Annotated in this window: 21 protein-coding genes and 1 tRNA gene; 15 read left to right on the top strand and 7 right to left on the bottom strand. The window is 33.4% G+C overall.

The features are described 5' to 3' along the window. Positions 1 to 57: 57 nt before the first annotated feature. The 8 genes from ACM55M_RS10270 (at position 58) to ACM55M_RS10235 (ending at position 6,251) form a co-directional block, all read left to right on the top strand. A complete protein-coding gene (locus ACM55M_RS10270) occupies positions 58 to 414 on the top strand; it encodes a DoxX family protein (protein ID WP_416857520.1) in 357 nt (118 codons plus the stop codon). 4 nt (positions 415 to 418) lie between these two features. Next, positions 419 to 1,027: an alpha-ketoglutarate-dependent dioxygenase AlkB family protein gene (locus ACM55M_RS10265; protein WP_416857519.1), complete on the top strand. Its 609-nt coding sequence runs from the start codon at positions 419 to 421 to the stop codon at positions 1,025 to 1,027. Positions 1,028 to 1,072: 45 nt separating this feature from the next. Continuing rightward, positions 1,073 to 1,900 (top strand): sterol desaturase family protein, encoded by an 828-nt coding sequence (locus ACM55M_RS10260; RefSeq protein ID WP_416857518.1) that lies wholly within the window; start codon positions 1,073 to 1,075, stop codon positions 1,898 to 1,900. 119 nt (positions 1,901 to 2,019) lie between these two features. Continuing rightward, positions 2,020 to 2,298, top strand: a complete 279-nt coding sequence (locus ACM55M_RS10255) for a DUF2805 domain-containing protein (RefSeq protein WP_035670363.1) — start codon at positions 2,020 to 2,022, stop codon at positions 2,296 to 2,298. A 174-nt stretch (positions 2,299 to 2,472) separates the two neighbouring features. Continuing rightward, a complete protein-coding gene (locus ACM55M_RS10250; RefSeq protein WP_416857516.1) occupies positions 2,473 to 2,796 on the top strand; it encodes a hypothetical protein in 324 nt (107 codons plus the stop codon). Then, positions 2,778 to 3,419: an alpha/beta fold hydrolase gene (locus ACM55M_RS10245; RefSeq protein WP_416857515.1), complete on the top strand. Its 642-nt coding sequence runs from the start codon at positions 2,778 to 2,780 to the stop codon at positions 3,417 to 3,419. Before ACM55M_RS10250 ends, ACM55M_RS10245 begins: the two co-directional genes overlap by 19 nt. 53 nt (positions 3,420 to 3,472) lie before the next feature. After that, a complete protein-coding gene (locus tag ACM55M_RS10240; protein ID WP_416857514.1) occupies positions 3,473 to 5,335 on the top strand; it encodes a M61 family metallopeptidase in 1,863 nt (620 codons plus the stop codon). A gap of 205 nt (positions 5,336 to 5,540) precedes the next feature. After that, positions 5,541 to 6,251, top strand: a complete 711-nt coding sequence (locus ACM55M_RS10235; protein WP_416857512.1) for a DUF4369 domain-containing protein — start codon at positions 5,541 to 5,543, stop codon at positions 6,249 to 6,251. A 97-nt stretch (positions 6,252 to 6,348) separates the two neighbouring features. Here the strand turns inward: ACM55M_RS10235 and ACM55M_RS10230 are convergent, their stop codons facing one another. From ACM55M_RS10230 to idi, 7 genes are all read right to left on the bottom strand, one after another. Then, positions 6,349 to 6,810 (bottom strand): hypothetical protein, encoded by a 462-nt coding sequence (locus ACM55M_RS10230; RefSeq protein ID WP_416857511.1) that lies wholly within the window; start codon positions 6,808 to 6,810, stop codon positions 6,349 to 6,351. 209 nt (positions 6,811 to 7,019) lie between these two features. Continuing rightward, positions 7,020 to 7,093 (bottom strand) — tRNA-Thr (locus ACM55M_RS10225). A gap of 77 nt (positions 7,094 to 7,170) precedes the next feature. Next, a complete protein-coding gene (locus ACM55M_RS10220; RefSeq protein ID WP_416843010.1) occupies positions 7,171 to 7,437 on the bottom strand; it encodes a hypothetical protein in 267 nt (88 codons plus the stop codon). A 68-nt stretch (positions 7,438 to 7,505) separates the two neighbouring features. Continuing rightward, positions 7,506 to 8,468 carry a type I phosphomannose isomerase catalytic subunit gene (locus ACM55M_RS10215; protein WP_416857510.1) on the bottom strand — a complete coding sequence of 321 codons (963 nt, stop codon included), beginning with the start codon at positions 8,466 to 8,468 and terminating at the stop codon, positions 7,506 to 7,508. A 150-nt stretch (positions 8,469 to 8,618) separates the two neighbouring features. Continuing rightward, positions 8,619 to 9,077: a peroxiredoxin gene (locus ACM55M_RS10210; protein ID WP_416857508.1), complete on the bottom strand. Its 459-nt coding sequence runs from the start codon at positions 9,075 to 9,077 to the stop codon at positions 8,619 to 8,621. Continuing rightward, positions 9,077 to 9,487: a 6-pyruvoyl trahydropterin synthase family protein gene (locus ACM55M_RS10205; RefSeq protein ID WP_416857506.1), complete on the bottom strand. Its 411-nt coding sequence runs from the start codon at positions 9,485 to 9,487 to the stop codon at positions 9,077 to 9,079. The genes ACM55M_RS10210 and ACM55M_RS10205 overlap by 1 nt, the downstream gene beginning before the upstream one ends. Positions 9,488 to 9,507: 20 nt before the next feature. Further along, positions 9,508 to 10,035, bottom strand: coding sequence for an isopentenyl-diphosphate Delta-isomerase (idi, locus tag ACM55M_RS10200; protein WP_416857504.1), 528 nt, complete (start codon positions 10,033 to 10,035; stop codon positions 9,508 to 9,510). Positions 10,036 to 10,205: 170 nt separating this feature from the next. Between idi and ACM55M_RS10195 the strand changes: the two genes are divergently transcribed. The 7 genes from ACM55M_RS10195 to ACM55M_RS10165 all read left to right on the top strand — a co-directional run bounded on the left by ACM55M_RS10195 (position 10,206) and on the right by ACM55M_RS10165 (position 16,117). Continuing rightward, positions 10,206 to 10,667, top strand: coding sequence for a GNAT family N-acetyltransferase (locus tag ACM55M_RS10195; protein WP_416857503.1), 462 nt, complete (start codon positions 10,206 to 10,208; stop codon positions 10,665 to 10,667). 151 nt (positions 10,668 to 10,818) lie between these two features. Continuing rightward, entirely contained in the window at positions 10,819 to 11,379 is a 561-nt protein-coding gene (gene msrB / locus ACM55M_RS10190) for a peptide-methionine (R)-S-oxide reductase MsrB (RefSeq protein ID WP_416857501.1), read from the top strand. Between the two features lies 1 nt (position 11,380). Then, positions 11,381 to 12,007: a peptide-methionine (S)-S-oxide reductase MsrA gene (gene msrA, locus ACM55M_RS10185; protein WP_416857500.1), complete on the top strand. Its 627-nt coding sequence runs from the start codon at positions 11,381 to 11,383 to the stop codon at positions 12,005 to 12,007. A gap of 5 nt (positions 12,008 to 12,012) precedes the next feature. Beyond that, the gene (locus tag ACM55M_RS10180) at positions 12,013 to 12,336 is read left to right on the top strand and encodes an SHOCT domain-containing protein (RefSeq protein ID WP_416857498.1); all 324 of its coding nucleotides are present in this window, start codon (positions 12,013 to 12,015) and stop codon (positions 12,334 to 12,336) included. Between the two features lie 105 nt (positions 12,337 to 12,441). Beyond that, positions 12,442 to 13,233: a CHAD domain-containing protein gene (locus ACM55M_RS10175; RefSeq protein WP_416857496.1), complete on the top strand. Its 792-nt coding sequence runs from the start codon at positions 12,442 to 12,444 to the stop codon at positions 13,231 to 13,233. A 248-nt stretch (positions 13,234 to 13,481) separates the two neighbouring features. After that, on the top strand, positions 13,482 to 15,983 hold the full coding sequence (locus tag ACM55M_RS10170; RefSeq protein ID WP_416857495.1) for a PAS domain-containing hybrid sensor histidine kinase/response regulator: 2,502 nt from the start codon (positions 13,482 to 13,484) through the stop codon (positions 15,981 to 15,983). Next, positions 15,980 to 16,117 (top strand): hypothetical protein, encoded by a 138-nt coding sequence (locus ACM55M_RS10165; protein ID WP_416857493.1) that lies wholly within the window; start codon positions 15,980 to 15,982, stop codon positions 16,115 to 16,117. The genes ACM55M_RS10170 and ACM55M_RS10165 overlap by 4 nt, the downstream gene beginning before the upstream one ends. The last annotated feature ends 20 nt before the right edge of the window (positions 16,118 to 16,137 follow it).

The following is a 16,137-nucleotide window of genomic DNA, read 5'->3' as shown; positions in this document are numbered from 1 at the left end:
TTTCAATTCAAGAGTATTAATACCACTATTTTTTATAAATTCGTAATAAATAATCTTATGATGAATTTACCTTGGCATTTATATGCGATGGCTTTTGTTTATATTTTAGCAGGATTGAATCATTTCAGGAACCCTAGACTTTACCTAAAAATCATTCCTCCTTATTTTTCAAATCCAAAATTATTAAATTCCATAAGCGGTTTTGCCGAAATACTTTTGGGAATAACACTGTGTATTCCTATACTCTCAAATTACGGCGCATGGGGAATTATAGCCTTATTAATAGCTGTTTTCCCAACGCATCTTTATATGTATGCAAATGAAAAAGCAAGAATGGGTTTGCCAAAATGGGCTTTACTGCTACGAATGCCTTTACAATTAGCCTTGATTTTCTGGGCTTACCAATACATTTAAGCCATTGAAATCCCTATTTGACTCCACTTCAGAACCGATACAGCTCCATTTGCCAGATGCAGAAATCATCTATTATCCCGCTTTTTTTAACAAAGAAGAAGCCGATAAAATTTATGATGAACTGCTACATGAAATTCCTTGGCAACAAGATGAAATTCGAGTTTTTGGCAAAATTCATCCGCAACCTCGATTGACCGCTTTATATGGAAACGAGGGGAAACCCTATTCTTATTCGAATATAAAAATGCAACCGCATCCTTGGAATTCGCTTTTGCAAAAGATAAAATCCCGAATTGAAAGTGTTTGCGATACGACTTTCACCAGCGTTTTACTCAATCAGTATCGCGACGGAAAAGACAGCAACGGCTGGCATGCTGACAATGAAAAAGAATTAGGGATAAATCCTGTAATTGCCTCGGTCAGTTTTGGTGCCGAACGCACCTTTCAATTAAAACACAATTCTGATAAAGACCAGAAAAAAAGTATCGTTCTGGATCACGGCAGTTTATTACTAATGAAAGGAACCACGCAGCATTTCTGGAAACATCAAATCCCCAAAACCACTAAACCGATAGGTACCAGAATAAATGCTACTTTTCGGGTAATCAAATAGATAATTTCTGCAAAAAACATTAGATTTGAAATAAATATCTGAATTATGAATCCTATTATTGCCTATTTTTCTACTATTCCATCTGCGCACAGAAGTTTAATTCTTGTGGGCGGAATCACTATTTTTTGGCTGATAGAAAATGCTTATCCACTTTTTAATTTTACCTACAAAAAATGGCATCACGCGAGTATCAATATTTTTCTGACGCTCACGACTATCGTTGTCAATTTCTGTCTGGCTTTTATTTTATTAAAAGCAGCTGATTGGACAATTGCAAATCATTTTGGAATTTTACAATGGCTTCCGCAAATGCCATTGTGGATTTATATGATCATTGGATTGCTTTTATTGGATTTAATAGGCGCTTATTTAGTGCATTTAGTTGAACATAAAACTAAATTGCTATGGCGTTTTCACTTAATCCATCATACCGATACATGGATAGACACCACCTCTGCAAACCGGCATCATCCCGGAGAAAGTATTATCCGGTTTGTCTTCACCACTTTGGGGGTTTTAATTGTAGGAAGTCCCATGTGGATGGTTTTTCTTTATCAAACTTTATCCGTTGTTGCTACACAATTTAATCACGCCAATATTTCGCTTCCTAAAAAATTAGATACCATTTTGAGCTATTTTATTGTCTCGCCAGACATGCATAAAGTACACCATCATCATGTGTTACCCTATACCGATAGTAATTATGGGAATATATTTTCGGTTTGGGACCGTCTTTTCGGTACCTTTATGACACTCCCAAAAGAAGAAATCATTTACGGCATCGATACCTATACAAAGCCCGAGGAGCACAACCAACTAAAAAATTTGCTCAAAATACCGTTTCAAAAACCCCGTTCAAAAGAAAACCACTAAAAACAATAAAAAAAATCTTCTTTTGATACGAAGTAATTATTTTTTTTCTTAATATTGGAATATAATTAGAAATGACATTTATTAATCATTAACAACTTATTTGAATTAATTTTCACGTGATGAAAAAGAGTAACCGCAAAGAATTGAACTGGGAACAAACAGAAAAACTTGTTACACTGGCCTTAGAGGAAAAAAATCCTTTTGAAATTATCAAAAAAGAATTTGGTCTGGCCGAAAAAGAAGTTCTTGAGATCATGAAAAAGAAGATGCCCGCAGAAAAATTTGAAATGTGGAAAAAGAAAGCTACTGCAAATAAGCCAAAACCAAAACCCGTTAAAATAGATGATTTTGATGAAGATTTGGATGGTAAATATTACATAAAAAATAAACTTGACTAAAATAAAACTCCTGTATCATTCAGGAGTTTTTTGTTTTTAGAGTGTCCCTTACTAAAATAACGATACAAAAGAAAAAAATAATTATTGCAGCATTGATAGAGAACTTTTTTTCTAAATTATTTCTCGAAGTCTAAAATCCTGAAGAAACAATACGCTTATTAAACATTAAATAAAATGAAAAAATCACTACTCTTATTCCTGACATTATTTTCAACATTATGTCATTCTCAGGCAAAAACAGCAATTCAGTCTTTTAACAAAGAAGAATTTTCTATAAATACATTGATAAAAGGTTCGTTGTATTCTCCTTTAAAACAAAACAAGAAGACGAATCTTGTCATTCTAATTGCCGGTTCCGGACCTACGGATAGAAATGGAAACCAAAAAGGTTTAATCAACAACTCTTCTAAATACTTATCCGAAGAATTGGTAAAAATGACATTGCCGTTTTCAGTTATGACAAAAGGATTATCGCTCAAATGTTATCCGGAAGTGTAAATGAAATGACACTTTCGTTTGATGATTTTGTCAATGATGCAAAAGACGTTTTTAGTTATTTCAAAAATCAAAAAAAATACAACAAAATAATAATTGCTGGACATAGTGAGGGCTCACTAATAGGAATGCTAGCCGCAAATAACAATTCCGACGCTTTTATTTCATTGGAAGGAGCCGGTAGAACGATTGATGCTGTTTTAGTAGAGCAAATAGAGAAACAAGCCCCTTTTCTAAAAGAAGAAGTACAAAAAGATCTTGAAATTCTTAAAAGCGGAAAAACTTTTGAACTAAAAAATCAAATGTTAGCTTCTTTATTTAGAGCTAGCGTTCAACCTTATATGATTTCATGGTTAAAATACAATCCGCAAGATGAAATCAAAAAGCTAAAAATTCCGGCATTGCTAATCAATGGAACCAAAGATTTACAAGTCAATGTTGCAGATGCGGAGTTATTGAAAAAAGCAAAACCTGATGCTGAACTCGTCATTATTGATAACATGAATCACATTTTCAAAGAAATCAAGGGTGATGATACCGAAAATATGAAATCCTATACCAATCCTGATTTACCTGTATCGCCAAAATTAACCAGCACTATTACTGTTTTCATTAAATCATTATAAACTGTAACAATTACGTTTTTAAATGACTAACAGCTAAAATAAAACAAACGAAAATGAAACGAATATTTTTATCCCTTGCCTTAGCTTCTATTCTTTGGAGTTGCAAAACTGCCAGTTCATCGGCTACTACCACTGCAAAACAAGAAGTTCAAGTTGCAATCAATCTAAATGAAATAAAAGATGACAAGGTGATGGTAACAATCCATACGCCATCAATTTCGACTGATGAAATCACGTATCATATTCCAAAAACAGTTCCAGGAACGTATTCTGAAGACAACTACGGTAGATATATTGATGATCTAAAAGCGTATGATACAAAAGGAAATCTATTGGCGGTAAATAAAACAGACGCTAATTCTTGGTCCATTGCGAATGCAAAAACTTTAGATAAAATCACTTATTTGGTAAGTGACTCCTTTGATACCGAAACCGGGAAAAAATTTGGTGGTGATGAAATTTTTTCACCTGCAGGTTCTAATATCGATGCCGGAAAAAACATAATGCTTAACACGCATTGTTTTGTGGGTTATTTTACAAATTACATGTCAATACCGTATAATGTAACCATTTCACATCCAGCAACACTTTGGGGAGCAACCTCTATGACTGATTTGGACGCAAGTACCACAAATGACAAATTCATTATGTCTCGCTACGCTGAATTAGTCGAAAACCCGATCATGTATGCCAAGCCAGATTATACCACTTTTACAGTTGACGGAATGGAAATACTGATTGCTGTATATTCTCCTACGGGCAAATATACCGCCGAAAGTATTACTCCTGAAATGAAAACGATGATGACCGCCCAAAAGAATTTTCTGGGTAAAATAAATGCCACTAAAAAATACAGCGTTTTAGTATACCTGTCCACTATGAAGGAAGATGACGCAAAAGGATTTGGTGCTTTAGAACATCCTACCGCAACAACAGTAGTTTTACCTGAAATGATGCCAAAAGACGAATTAGTAAAATCAATGAAAGATGTAGTTTCACATGAATTTTTTCATATCGTGACTCCTTTATCAATTCATTCTAAAGAAATTCAATATTTTGATTATAATGCCCCAAAAATGTCTCAGCACTTATGGATGTATGAAGGTGTAACTGAATATTTTGCTAATCTTTTTCAAATTAATCAAGGCCTAATTAATGAAGAAGAATTTTACACCCGAATAGCCGAAAAAATTACGCGCGCCAATACCCTGAATGACACGATGTCTTTTACAACGATGAGTGCTAATGTATTGACAGAGCCATACAAAGATCAATATTTGAATGTGTATGAAAAAGGAGCCCTTATTGGGATGTGCTTGGATATTATAATCCGAGAAAAAAGCAATGGCGAAAAAGGAATTCTTGATTTGATGCAAAAACTTTCGACTGAATATGGTCCAACAAAACCATTTAATGACGAAGAGCTTTTCGCAAAAATCACCGCTTTAACCTATCCTGAAGTCGGAACTTTTTTAAAGACTTATGTCTCTGGAACAACTCCAATCCCTTATGCTACCTACTTAGCCAAAGTGGGTGTTACAAATACGATGGAAAAAGTTTCTGGCAACGTTTTCTTAAAAGAAAAAATACCATACATCACGGTTAATCAGCAAACCAAGGAAATTCTCGTTGATCCAAATATAAAGTTAATTGATTTTTATACTACCCTTGGTATTAAAGGAGGAGATGTTATAATGGCTATAAATGACAAATCCTATTCATTAGACAATATTTATGAAATGATAACCGAAAGCCAAAATTGGAAAGAAAACGATGCAATTACCGTGAAAATAAAACGCGATGGAAAGGAGCAAATCATTAAAGGAAAAGTAAAACTTCCTTATGAAGAAAAAGAAGGCCTTAAAGCAACCGATTCTTCCAAGAGCAAACTAAAGGAAGCTTGGTTTAAAGCATAAATCCAAAAAATAATTCAGAAAATCCCAATTTAGAAAATAGATTGGGATTTTTTTTATAAAATTTGAATGCGTTCCCAAATCATTCCAACAATTTTCTTTATTTTGCGGCAAAATATAAACACAAAGGAAGTCGCCATGATTCAAAAAAATCATACTAAAAGAATGGCGATACCATGTTCCAAAAAAAAACAAATATTAACTTCACATGAAAAAATCTATTATTGCATTCGTTACCTTTTTGCTTTTGTCATCTTGTAACGAAAAAGATTCAAAAACAAACTTGCATATTACCGGAAATATTAAAGGATTAAAAAAAGGAACTTTATATATTCAAAGAGTAGTGGACACCAACCTTGTTGTTATTGACACCATTAACATCGATGGAAGTCCTACTTTTGAAAGTGACTTAGAATTAAAATCTCCTGAAATGCTTTATTTATTTCTGGATAGAGGTGTGAGCAATTCATTAGACAACAACCTTTCGTTTTTTGCTGAACCAGGAAATATAACTATTGAAACTAGTTTAGACTCTTATCTTTCTAGTGCTAAAATTACAGGATCAAAGAATAATGATTTATTTGAGGAATACAAAAAAATAAATTCACGTTTCACAGATGAAAATCTTACTTTAATTGAAAAAAAATTCAATGCCATTAAAAGCAATAACGCTAAAGCTATTGACAGTTTAAACGCAAGACAAGACTCTAATACAAAACGAAAGTATTTATTTGCTACTAACTTTGCGATAAACAATAAAAACTACGAGGTAGCGCCTTATATTGCCTTATCAGAGATCTATGATATCAATATTAAATACTTGGATACGATTCAAAAATCCATGTCTCCAAAAGTAGCACAATCGCTTTATGGAAAAAAATTGACTAAATATGTTTCCGATATCAAAAAGCAAAAATAAATGAGTTGTTAATTATAAGTTTCCCTAAAATAGAAAAACCGTTTCGATATATCGAGACGGTTTTTCTATTTTAACAACAGTGTAAATCAAGTATTCATTAACTCTTTAAAGCCATTCCCATAATTAACATACCTGCAAACATTAAGATATATAAAGAGAAAACAACTAATGTCATAATTCCAATGTATTTGTAATGTGATTTTAAATATTCTAAAGAGGCAGCAAGTGTTTCCGAATCATTGTCTCTAAACGCTGCTTTAGCATTAGATCCAAATTTATTTAAGTAATACACTGGAAAAAAATAAAGAATTGCAATTATCAAATACACAACCGTTATAAATATTCTTATGGATGACCCTATAGCTCCCATTCCAGGTGCCATATTGCCAAACTTAGAAAATAATGTCCCCGCAAATAACGCCGCTAAAGCAATAAAACCAATTCCTATATAACCAAGGATTGATAAAAAATGAGCCCATTTAGCCGTTTCTTTTAAAAAATCTTTTGCAGATTCATTTAGTCTCATTTCAAAATTTTCAATAACTGAATGCTCTTCCATACTATTTATTTTTTAGGTTAGATTTCAAATTTAACAAAAAAAATATTACACAGGGGTAAAATGTATTACTATTCTTATTTTATATCAAAATAAAAAAACCGTCTCGATACATCGAGACGGTTTTCTTTAACCTTGAATTAAATTTAATGTTGCCTTTTTTTTAATAAAAACAAAAAACCATCTAAGAGTATTAGATGGTTTTATTAAAGAGCCGGCGGAGGGACTCGAACCCACGACCTGCTGATTACAAATCAGCTGCTCTAGCCAACTGAGCTACGCTGGCGACTCATTACGGGTGCAAATATAAGTCTGAATTTCTATTTTCCAAAACAAATTCAAACTTTTTTTGCTTTTTTTTGACTACAATTCGTTGATTTTAGCAATCAATTGATTAGCAGTTTGTTCCAATTCAACATTGATTTGTTTGAAGTGTGCTTTTTTATCTTCTACCTTTTTTTCGTTCACTTTTGTGATTAAAACGTCAAAAGCAGCGATAGCTTCGTCAATTAAAGCATTAGTTTCTGTTGTTGGTTTTCCTGTTGTAGAAATTTCGAACAAGTAAACTGCTTCAATAATATCTCCTAAAACGTAGTTGATGTCTTTCTTTAAATTCTTAACGTTTGCCATTTTTATTTTTTTAAAATTTGAATTTTAATTTGCGTCTGCAAAAGTACACATAATCTTTCTATTACCGACTATGAAATGTAAATTTCTAAAATTGAAGCTTTTCCATTGAGAATGAATGTATTCATTGCAGCGGGAATCAAAACAGTATCTCCTTTTTTATATTGCGATTTTGAATTGTCAAGATCAATTTCAAATCCTCCTTCCAAACACATATAAACTGTAAACGTTTTTCCGGATTTAGAAACAGTAATTTCACCATTCAACGGAAGAAAATTAGTGGTGAAATAAGGACAATCCACAACTTCATTGGACACATTTTCGTTTTTAGTATATTCTTTTTTGGTTTCTACAGTATTATAGTTAATAGCCTCCAAAGCCAAATCAACATGTAGTTCTCTATTTTTTCCATTAGCATCTACCCTGTCAAAGTCATAAAGACGATAGGTAATATCTGATGTTTGCTGAATTTCGGCAACGACCAATCCGGCACCAATAGCATGAATCGTTCCTGCTTCCAAGAAAAAGACATCACCTGATTTTACTTTCACATCGTCAAGAATAGAAAGTAAGGTTTTATTTTTTAGATTTTCTAAATAATTGTTCACATTCGATTTCTCTTTGAAACCAACAATTATTTTGGCATCATCATCCGCTTGAATGATGTACCACATTTCTGTTTTTCCAAAAGAATTATGTCGTTTTTTGGCCAACTCATCGTTAGGATGAACTTGTATAGACAAATCGTCACGAGCATCTAGATATTTGAAAAGCAATGGGAATTGTTTTCCAAATCGTGCATGAACAACTGTTCCTAAAATTTCGTTTGGACATTCATTAATCAAAGTAGTCAATGATTTTCCTTTCCATTCACCGTTAGCTACCACACTCACATCACCCTCTACCGTGGATAACTCCCAGCTTTCGCCAGTAATTTTTGATGTAATTGGTTTATGAAGTACCGTTTTTAGTTTTTCACCACCCCAAATTCTTTCTTTTAGAATGGGTTCAAATTGTAATGGATAAAATTTCATTTTACTTTTTTTATGTAGTGCAAATTTGCACAATCTATATCATTTCCGCAAACAAGTCTTCAGTTCACTTAAAAAAATGGCGCCGTAAGGTGGGGATAAGATGCAAATTAAGATAAAAACATAAAACGTATCTAATACGATTTTGTTAATCTATGATATTAATCTTTTAACGGTTTCAAGCGCTACAGGTATGTGCCTAGTGGCTATCATGCTATCAAAAATCAATTGAATAATTCCGTTCTTATCTGTTACATACGTTACACGTCCCGGAATTAACCCAAGCATTTGAGAGTGAACACCAAAAAGTTTTTTAATTTTTTTATCAGGGTCTGACAAAAGAAGAAAAGGCAGTTTATAGTGTCTAGTAAATTCTTGATGAGAAGCAACACTATCGCTACTCACACCTATTACCTCTGCACCTACATCCTTAAAATCTTCATATTGATCTCTAAAACTGCATGCTTGAGCGGTACAGCCCGGTGTATTGTCTTTTGGATAAAAATAAATAACAAGGGGCTTATGTCCTACTATGCTTTGACTGTCAAAATCATTACCGTTGGTATCTGTTGCTTTAAAATTCGGGATTTTGTCTCCCACTTTTAAGTCCATTATTCCCCTTTATAGGTTACAAAATTACGAGGTGTTTCATAAAGAACTACTTCCAATTCAAATTGTGGTTTGATTCTTTTTCTGATTCTATTCCAAATTACCACTACGATATTCTCGGCTGTTGGATTTAAATCCTGAAATTCCAAAACATCAAGATTGAGATTTTTATGGTCAAACCGATCTTCAACTTCTTCTTTAATGATTTCGCTCAAGAATTTTACATCCATGACAAAACCGGTTTCGGCATCAATTGCTCCAGTTACACTAACAATCAATTCGTAGTTATGCCCGTGATAATTAGGATTGTTACATTTACCAAAAACAGCCTCGTTTTGCTCGAAAGTCCAGTCTTTTCTATGTAATCTATGTGCCGCATTGAAATGGGCTTTTCGTGAAATAGTAACTTTCATTAGAAAGGGTTGAATTAACGTTATACTTTATGTTCTTCCAGAAAATGATAAAACTCGTCGAATATTATTTTGAACCAAACGGTATATAATTCGGGATGAATTTCCATATCAACTTTCACATCCTCTATCTTCATCCACTTCCAGTCTTCTACTTCTTCCGTATTAATTTCGGGGTCATCATTATAATACCCTATCATAACGTGATCCAGTTCATGTTCAGTCAAACCGTTATCAAAAGGGGCTTTATATATAAAATGGAAAAGCTCTTTGAGCTCAGTTTCAAAACCCATCTCTTCATACAATCTTCGGCTTCCGGCCTCAATATTAGACTCTCCTTCACGTTGATGACTGCAGCAGGTATTGGTCCACAATAAAGGGGAATGGTATTTTTGATGCGCCCGTTGTTGCAGCATGAGTTCATTTTTATCATTTAAAATAAAAACAGAAAAGGCGCGATGTAAAATGGCTTTTTCATGCGCTTCAAGCTTTGGCATTAACCCTATTTGCTCATCATTTTGGTTAACTAATATTACGTTTTCTTCTTTCATAAGTGTTTTTAGCCTTACAAAAATACAAAAAAGAAAATTATGGAAGGAAGCTTTAACGTTCTGTTTCGATTTGTTGATGCGAAACCATTTTGGAGCAAGCCCAAATAAAATGCAATGCTAATCCTTTAAAGATTCTTTTGTATTTTTATACTCAAATCACACCTATTGTAATGCATACTATAAACATCCGAAAAGCGCATCCTAACGATTTAGAAAAACTCCTTGAATTCGAACAAGGAATTATTACTGCCGAACGCCCTTTCGACCCCACTTTAAAAGAAGGGAAAATCCATTATTATAACATTGAAAAAATGATTTCAGCAGCTGATGTCGAACTATTGGTAGCCGAAATTGATTCGGAGATTATTGGTTGCGGTTATGCCAGAATAGAAACTGCAAAACCCTATTTGAATCATGAGACGTATGCCTATTTAGGATTTATGTACACGAATGAAAATCACAGAGGCAAAGGAGTGAATTCCAGAATTATTGAAGCACTCAAGGATTGGTGTCATTCAAAAGACATATCCGAACTTCGACTGGATGTTTATAATGACAATAGTCCTGCAATTAAGGCCTATGAAAAAGTAGGATTCAAAAAACATTTGATAAATATGCGAATGGCATTGTAGCATTATGCTTTTTTAAATTATAAATCCAAAAGTGATTTTTTTACGTAAATAACAATAGTTAAAACTTACTTAAATCACTATTAATTTGTAAAGTAGGCGACATATTATAGTGAAAAACCGCTTTACATTTGTAGAACAAAAAAAGAAAAATATGAAAACAACAACCCGTTTTTTAAGCGTATTATTTTTGCTTCCATTATTCATGTTTACTGCCTGCGGGCAAAATACAAACAAACAGAACAATATTAAAAAAACTACTAGTATGGAAAATCCAATCAATAAATCCGGAAATCCGTATTATTCCAATACAGATACGACAAAACTAAACCTTACGGATGCCGAATGGAAAAAGATATTACCTGAAGATGTTTATGAAGTAATGCGACATGCTGATACCGAAAGACCATTTACAGGAAAATACTGGAACACCGATGAAAAAGGAACGTACTACTGTGCTTCTTGTGGTAATAAATTATTTCGTTCCGGTGCAAAATTTGCCAGCAGTTGCGGTTGGCCCAGTTTTTTTGAACAAGACAACAAAAACAGTGTAGTTTATAAAACTGACAATTCACTTGGAATGGAAAGAATCGAAGCCCTTTGTGGCAGATGTGGTGGACATTTAGGACATCTTTTTGATGATGGACCTGCACCAACCGGAAAAAGATATTGCATGAATTCTATAGCCCTGGATTTTATACCTGACACCAAATAACATGAAGAATTTATTTTTAATTTGTCTCTTAACAACAGTGAATATGTTTGGACAAAACAATACTGCTGGTCAAGCAGCAAAACAATCGAATCTCGAAACCATCACTTTAGCTGGCGGTTGTTACTGGTGCGTTGAAGCGGTTTATGAGAATCTAAATGGTGTAAAATCGGCAATTTCAGGTTATGCTGGCGGTAAAATGGAGAATCCATCGTATGAAGATGTTTCCACGGGAAGAACGGGTTATGCCGAAGTGGTACAAATTACCTATGATAAAAACGTAACGAATCTGGATGAAATTTTCAAAGTATTCTTTACTGTCCACGATCCAACTACGTTAAACCGTCAAGGTGCTGATGCCGGAACACAATACCGTTCTGCCATTTTCTACAAAAACGAACAACAAAAAGTAGCCGCGCTAACGATTATCAATGCGTTGAAAAAAGCTAAAATATACGATAGTCCTATAGTAACAACACTGGAACCACTGACCAAGTTTTACAAAGCAGAAAACTACCATCAGAATTATTATGCAAATAATAAAAACCAACCGTATTGCCAAATGGTAATTCAACCCAAAATAGAAAAATTTGAAAAGCTATTTAAAGATCGATTGAAAAATAAAAAATAGAAATTATGCTAAAACCGTCTCCTAACCAGACGGTTTTTCACTTCCCTAAAGAAACAATCTTATGTAATCACTTGATTTTCAACTATAAATTTCATACATTTATACTAATTTTCAATCTTTTTAAAAAACCCGCTATCCATAATGGACATCCCTTTTGGGGCATACACGTGTTGTGGTGGGTATTTTGGGTAATCATGCTCATCTGGATATTCACAACTCCTTATGACATTCCCGGTCAGCGAACAAAAAACGACACTGCATTGGATATTCTAAAAAAAAGATTTGCCAAAGGAGAAATTACGAAAGAAGAATTCGACGAAAAAAAATAAATTTCTTGATGAAAATTAGCAACCTTTACTTCATTAAACGCAATCAAGATAAAGCTTTCGTCTTATTTTATTTTTAAGAAAAACGGTCATTAACAATTTCAAAAGATGAAAGCGTTTAATCAATATTTAAAAAAACGAAAAACTACGATTACCCTTCTTTTACAAAAACCACCACAATCTTTTACACCAGATACTTTCCACACACTCCGGGTAGAAATCAAAAAGCTCCATGCTTTATTTGACTTGGTTGACTTTTGCTCCAACGGATTTAAACAAAATAAGACTTTCAAACCGTTTAAACTTATTTTTCGTCAGGCCGGAAAAGTCCGCGAACTTCAAGTAGAACTGTCTTTAATTGAAAAACATTTCTTTTTCAATTTGCCCAAAGACTATAACACTTATTTAAAAAAAGAACTGACCAAAGAATTGAAAATTTACTTCTCCATTATAAATAGTAAATCAAGTCCAAATCTGAAAAAAAAGTATCGAAAAATCACTTCCTTCCTCACCAATACAAGTAAAAAAAAGACGCAGTGTTACATCCATAAAAAAAGAGCTAAAATTCAAAAATTCTTTCGCCAAAACACTTTAAAAAACAAGCAAATACACCTACTTCGCAAACGACTAAAAAAATTACAGTACAGTGAGAAAATTTTGAAGGATAACAAGAAAAATAGACTATTTTCAAACAAGGATAATTTAACTGACCTGCTTGGAGAATGGCATGATTACGAATTAATCATCAACCATTTAAAAAAAGTCATTTATTCCGGCTCAATACATGCACAAGAAACTAACCAGCTCGAAAACATAAAAGCGACATTTAAGTTCAAAAGAAACTTGTTATTTAATAAACTAAACACCTTTTTACTCCATAATATTTTTAAAAATAACTGAAATAGTGTTAGTTATAAAATAACAAGAGTGAACTATGATTTTACACTGAAATTCACATATATTGATTATATTTCATCTTTTTTTAGACTAATAATAATTAGAAGCAATACAATTTTTTTGAATTTGAATTGCTCAACTTTGCAGACTTTTTAGATTACTACAATGCCAGAGAAACACACTAGCTTTAGTACTATTTTTAAAAGTATCGCAAAAATAAAATAATTTTTCACAACTAAAATAGCATACTTATGATTGAAAATGATTTCAAAGATTTATTCAATCTTTCTCCGGTAATAGTAGTAGTTATTGATCTTAATTTTACAATAATTGCAGTTACCGATGCTTTCTTGGAAACTACTATGACAGAAAGAGCAACTATTTTAGGTAAGAATATTTTCGATTCATTTCCCATTAATCCCGATGAAGAAAATGCCGATGGAGAAAAAAACATACGTGCCTCTTTTAACAGAGTGATTAAAAATAAGGCAACAGATACTTTGCCGGCTCAAAAATACGACATTAAAAAAACGGACGCAAATGGTGGCGGCTTTGAAGTTAGATATTGGAAAGTAAGCCATTCTCCCGTATTAGATGCCGATAATAATGTGAAATACATCATCCAGCACGGGGAAGATATCACCGAAAACCAACAACTTATTTCCAGCAATCAGACATTGAAAAAAAACAATGAGCAACTGGCTGAAGCGTATGAATATGCTGAAGCTATCATTGGCACCATTCATGAGACAATGCTGATACTGGACAAAGACTTCTATATAAAATCTGCCAGCAATTCATTTTATAAGCAGCATAGCATTACCAAAGAAGAAACAGAAGGAAAACATTTGTTTGAATTAGAAAATGGACAATGGAACATACCCGAACTTGACGAATTGCTTAATAATACCAATGCCAAAAAGGCTGTCATTCAAGATCTGGAGGTGAAACGTACGTTTCCAAATCTTGGCGAAAAAATAATGTTACTAAATGCCAGTCACTTTGTTAAAAAAACAACTGGCCAAGAATCAATTATTCTGGCTATTAAAGATATTACTGCGATACGAAAATTAGCAATTGAACTCCAAACAAAAGAAAAAAGAATCTTAGAAGAACAACTCGAAATAGAAAAAAAATCTCTTAAAGAGATCGAAAATAGTGAAAAACGTTACAATCTAATGCTGATGACCTCCCCATTTGCCATAGCAATATTAAAAGGGAAAGATATGGTAGTTACACTTGCCAATGACAGCATAAAAGAAATATGGGGAAAAGGAAATGCTGTTGAAGGAAAAAAATTCATATCCATTTTGCCGGAGCTTAAAGATTTGGAATTTCCAAAATTGCTGGACGAAGTATACACTACCGGTATCGCCTTTTATGGAGATTCGCTTCTGGCACCTATGTTTCGCAACGGAAAATTAGAGCAAACTTATTTTAATTTTGTTTATCAGCCTTATCTGGAAGCGGATCAAAGCGTTTCTGGCGTGACTATTATTGCTTATGATGTAACGGCACAAGTACTAGCTAAAAAAGAATTGGTTGAAGCTAAAATAAATGCAGAGCTAAAAACACAAATTGCTGAAGAAGCGGTAAAATCCAAGCAGCAGTTTTTATCGAATATGAGCCACGAAATAAGAACTCCCATGAATGGAATTATTGGGTTTACTAATGTGGTGTTAAAGACAAAATTAGATGATTCCCAAAAAGAATACATGAATGCAATCAAAGAATCCGGAGATTCATTGATTGTTTTAATAAATGACATTCTTGACATTGCCAAAGTAGACTCCGGAAAGATGATTTTTGAGAAACTTCCGATAAGCTTATCTGTTTCCATTGCTACAATGCTTCATTTGTTTGAACCTAAAATGAAGGAAAAAAATTTAGAATTAATCAATGAATATGACTCCAATATTCCTTTGAATTTGATTGGCGATCCTATGCGCATACGCCAGATAATCCTAAATCTGATGAGTAACGCCGTGAAGTTTACAGCAGCTGGCACCATTTCAATATCCGTTCGTTTATTAAAAGAAGACGCTGAAAAAGCAATCATTGAATTCCTGATAACGGATACAGGGATAGGAGTCCCGAAGAATAAATTAGTTGAAGTTTTCAATAATTTCGAACAAGCCTCTGCGGACATTAGCAGCTCCTTTGGAGGAACGGGCTTAGGGCTTGCCATCGTTAAACAATTGGTAGAACTCCAGGGAGGGACGATTATAGTAGAAAGTGAAGAAGGAAAAGGTTCCTCTTTTGGTTTTGTGTTACCCTTTGAGAAAAGAGATTCGGCAACTGAAATAATACCCTTACCTGCAATAGAACCGATTCAGGAAAATCCATGTGAAGAAAAAGCAACCGAAAACATAAAAGTATTGGTTGTTGAAGACATTGCACTGAATCAGCTTTTGATAAAAATAATATTATTGGATTTTGGTTGCGATGTCACTATTGCCGATAATGGTAAACTTGGCATTGAAAACCTCGAAAAAACCAATTACGATATCATTTTGATGGATTTACAAATGCCGGAAATGAATGGGTTTGAAGCTACGGCACACATTCGCGATACAATGAAATCAGATATTCCCATAATTGCACTTACAGCCGACGTCACTTCGGTGGATATAAAAAAATGCAAAGCAGTCGGAATGAATGATTATGTATCAAAACCCATTGATGAAAAATTATTATATAATAAAATCAATCAATGTTTACAGGAATTTAATAAAAATAAAGTAACAAAATGAAAGCGCTAATTTTTTCAACTTTTGGCAATTCAGATGTTTTGGAATATACTGACATTCCAACTCCAATCCTAAAAGAAGCCGATATATTGGTCGAAATGCATGTCATCAGATTAAACTTTACCGATTTCTTCTAAAAGGAAATTCGCCTTTTCGG

The sequence above is a fragment of the Flavobacterium galactosi genome, assembly GCF_048158585.1.
Taxonomy (GTDB): Bacteria; Bacteroidota; Bacteroidia; order Flavobacteriales; family Flavobacteriaceae; genus Flavobacterium; species Flavobacterium galactosi.
Note: the sequence above shows the minus strand (reverse complement) of the source record. Positions and strands in the feature narration are given on the sequence as shown.